At 62.1% G+C, this 3,406-nt stretch carries 4 protein-coding genes; 2 read left to right on the plus strand and 2 right to left on the minus strand.

Features of this window, described 5'->3' with window-relative positions:
- Nucleotides 1-219: 219 nt before the first annotated feature.
- Nucleotides 220-693 (minus strand): 2-C-methyl-D-erythritol 2,4-cyclodiphosphate synthase, encoded by a 474-nt coding sequence (gene ispF, locus NW841_RS12380; protein WP_414334653.1) that lies wholly within the window; start codon nucleotides 691-693, stop codon nucleotides 220-222.
- 277 nt (nucleotides 694-970) lie between these two features.
- Nucleotides 971-1,279, minus strand: coding sequence for a TIGR02450 family Trp-rich protein (locus tag NW841_RS12385; RefSeq protein WP_414334651.1), 309 nt, complete (start codon nucleotides 1,277-1,279; stop codon nucleotides 971-973).
- Between the two features lie 118 nt (nucleotides 1,280-1,397).
- Between NW841_RS12385 and NW841_RS12390 the strand changes: the two genes are divergently transcribed.
- Both NW841_RS12390 and NW841_RS12395 read left to right on the plus strand, forming a co-directional pair.
- Complete coding sequence (locus tag NW841_RS12390; RefSeq protein WP_414386656.1) at nucleotides 1,398-1,793, plus strand: hypothetical protein; 396 nt, start codon at nucleotides 1,398-1,400, stop codon at nucleotides 1,791-1,793.
- A gap of 140 nt (nucleotides 1,794-1,933) precedes the next feature.
- Nucleotides 1,934-3,286 carry a TldD/PmbA family protein gene (locus NW841_RS12395; protein WP_414386659.1) on the plus strand — a complete coding sequence of 451 codons (1,353 nt, stop codon included), beginning with the start codon at nucleotides 1,934-1,936 and terminating at the stop codon, nucleotides 3,284-3,286.
- Nucleotides 3,287-3,406 lie beyond the last annotated feature (120 nt).

Raw genomic sequence — 3,406 nt, forward strand, 5'->3', positions numbered from 1 at the left:
ATCCGCGCAAGTTGCCGGGGGCCCGCCGGCGGCCCAAGCGCCCCGCGCCGCGCCCGCCACCACCCCCGGCCCCGCTCCCGCCGGGCGCGGGGAGCTGGGATCGAGGCGGCAGGGGGTTTCACGACAATGGGGGCCAATTGGTTTTTTGAGGGAGCGATTGCTTGCCAGTTTGGCAGCTTGGGCAGGGCAACGGCCAGGTGCTTTCCGCAAGCCGGCAGCTCAGCGTTCCACCAGCAGGGCGACGGCAAAGGCAGCCATGGCCTCTCCCTGGCCGACGGGGCCGAGTTTTTCGTTGGTGGTGGCCTTCACGCCTACTTGTTTGGGCGATAGTTGCATGGCCTCAGCTAGACGAGCCTGCATGGCGGGGATGTGGGGCTTGAGCTTGGGCTGCTCTGCCACCACGACGCTATCGACGTTGGCAATGCGCCAGCCCTCTTGGCTTACCAACTGCACCACCTGCTGCAAGAGGAGAATGCTGTCTGCCCCTTTCCAGCGCTCCTCTTCCGGGGGAAAGTAGTAGCCAATGTCCCGCAGGGCGGCAGCTCCTAGGAGGGCGTCCATGATGGCGTGGGTGAGCACGTCGGCGTCGCTGTGGCCCAACAGACCCTTTTCGTAAGGGATCCGGATCCCGCCTAGGATCAGGGGGCGCCCTTCTACGAGACGGTGGATGTCATAGCCCTGGCCAATGCGCACTGTTGCGGCTCCCTTGGGAACACCAGCGAGACTTTTGCCAACTTCCCCCCCCACAGAGGTGAAACTGCCGCTATCTATTCTGCCGACTCGAGAGGGGAGGAGCAGATGGGACAGGAAGAACCGCTGTAGCAGTCGAAGCAGATAAGGTGGGATTTCCCGTAGGGATTGGTACAGCGCTTGGCCCATTGATAGTCGCTGTAGCCGAGCTCTTTCCCACAGACATCACACCTGGGCATCGTTTTCTCCTCAAAAGTCTTGTAGCCAGAAGAATACAGCACTAGAGGGATCCAGGGATCCCTGAGTCTCTGGATAGAGACGATCCGCCAGATCCGCAGGGGATCCCGTCTTCCAGCGGCGTCCAGCCCGGCTGCCAGAGATCCCGGTTTTTGAGGGTGGCGGCGTTGACCCAGAGGCGCACCTGGGGATCGCAGACGGCCCTCAGCTCGGCAAACACCAGCCCCCCTTGCCCCTCTTGGCGGGCAGCGACCTGAAAATGTCGCCAACCCATCACAGGCTGGACAGAAGTCCACTTGGAGCCCAGCAGATGGGGAAAGCGCTGTTTTTGGCGGGGTTTGCTGCGAGCCATAGAGCTGCTTGCCAACCTTGCTCCAGGGCTGTCCTCGGCTGGATGGGGGAGACCGAGGGCGATAGGATCGCTAGGGATGCTTCGGCATTCCAAGCTCCTTCCCTTAGCATATCCACCTATGGTGCAGCACAAGCAACGGCTTGGGTTCTCTTGGCAGCAGGTATTGCTGCTCCTTCTGGCCTGGCTGGTTTGGGCAACGGGACTGCTCCTGGTCGCGTCCAGCGCTTGGGCGGCAACCGAGCCGGCACTCTCTGGCAAACTCACAGGGCCGGAGTGGCGCCAGGCGGATCCTGAGGCCAAGCAGGCGTTTTGTCGCAAAGCCTTTCAGGCGTTTCGGGCCTCTCCTGCCCAGAGTTACATCATCAGCTCCAATGTACAGGCTTTGACCCCAGAAGGTTTGTGTCAGCGGCTGGATCAGTTTTATCAGTACGCCATCCACGACGAGATCCCGCTCAACCAAGCCGCCAACATTGCCCCCTTGCTGTTCTCGGATCAGCCGCTGGAGCAGCCCTGATGCGGCAGGGATCCGCAAAGCTGCCGGCAAAGGGATCCCAAGCCTAAGTGACCAGTTGAGATCATCTGGCCCCTGCTGTTGGGGCAGGTCTTGGCAGCAGGGTCGATAATAGAACTGTTCTCTTGCAGCTCTCAAGTTCTATGGCCGGCTCCGTCATTGCTCCTGAAAACCTGCTGGATCTTTGCGAACAGGGGGTGCAAAAGGCCCTGGCTGCCGGAGCTGACCAAGCAGAGGTGTTTGCCAACTCAGGCCGTGAGACGGAAGTAACTTTTGAGAAAAATGACCTCAACCTGGCCCGCAGCAGCAGCGAGACCCTGTTCGGCATCCGGGTTTTCTGCGGCGGCAGGCTGGGCTTTGCCACTTCCAACCGCCCGGAAGAGCTGGCCGAGACAGCGGCTGAGGCGGTGGCCATGGCCAAGGCTTCGCCGGCGGATCCCCTCAACGGCCTGCCGGATCCCCAGCCTCTGCCCCAGGTGCCCTTTGCCCTCGACCCAGGCCTGCTGGAACTGGATGCTGCCGAGCTGACGCAACTGGGATCCCAACTGGTGGAGTGGGTGCGCTCCCAAGACCCCCGCATCACCATTGACAGCGGCTCCTTCAGCGTGGAAGAGGATACCGTGGCCATTGCTTCTTCCACCGGCATCCGCGCCAACTACCACAGCGTCGAGGCGGGCGGATCCCTGTTTGGCATGGCCATTGATGGGGACGAGGTGGGCAGCTTTGCCTACGACGGCGACAGTGTGCAGAAGCGGGCGGAGCTGCTGCCGGCGCTGGAGCGGGCTTTTAATCGCTTTGTGCAAAAGTGTGTGGGGGCCCTAGGGGCTAGGGAGGGGGAGAGTTTTCGCGGCCCCATCGTCCTGCCGCCGGATGTGGTGGAGGAGTTTCTGGGAGACCTCCTCTTTGTGCTGGGGGCGGACGCGGTGCGCAAGGGCAAAAGCCCCCTGGCGCAGAAGATGGGATCCCTGATCGCCAGCCCCCTGTTGACATTGGTTTCCGAGGGGCTGGGCTTGCCCGGCCACCCCATCGAGCCCTTCGACCGCGAGGGGATGCCACGCCAAATTACCCCCCTGATCCACGAAGGGATCCTCTGCAACTTCATGTACAACAGCTACGAAGGCCGGGCTGCCGGCGTTCCCTCCAACGGCCATGCCACAGGGGGGGCGGGCAGCTTGCCGGGCGTGGGGCCGGCCTGTCTGAGCGTGGCCCCGGGGACAACCCCTTTGTCTGAGCTGTATGCGATGGAGCGGGGCATTATCGTCACGCGGCTTTCCGGCAGCAGCAACCCGATCACCGGCGATTTTTCCGGAGTGGTGAAGGGGGGTTTTTTGGTCAAAGGTGGCGAGAAGCGCCCCATCCTGGAGACCACCATTGCCGGCAACCTCTACGATTGTTTGCGTAATATCTCCGCCATCTCACAAGAGGTAACTGTTTTCAACGGCACCACGGCCTTTCCGGCTCTGCGCATCGAAGATGTATCGGTAACGGCGGGCTAATCCTGAAGCGGCAGGCAAGGCCCTCCACAGCCGGGCAGAGCATTTATGAACTACCCCACCGCGTAGGCGGGTGGGGTTTCCTCACCCGCTTGGCAGCAGAGCTTTTGTCTCTTCTTCTGC

Source organism: Synechococcus sp. H60.3 (assembly GCF_047462295.1).
GTDB lineage: Bacteria > Cyanobacteriota > Cyanobacteriia > Thermostichales > Thermostichaceae > Thermostichus.

What these genes read in the sequence shown, in the direction of transcription:
- NW841_RS12385 (WP_414334651.1), bottom strand. Translation starts at nt 1,279, where the DNA reads ATGGCTCGCAGCAAACCCCGCCAAAAACAGCGCTTTCCCCATCTGCTG.
- NW841_RS12390 (WP_414386656.1), top strand. Translation starts at nt 1,398, where the DNA reads ATGGTGCAGCACAAGCAACGGCTTGGGTTCTCTTGGCAGCAGGTATTG.
- NW841_RS12395 (WP_414386659.1), top strand. Translation starts at nt 1,934, where the DNA reads ATGGCCGGCTCCGTCATTGCTCCTGAAAACCTGCTGGATCTTTGCGAA.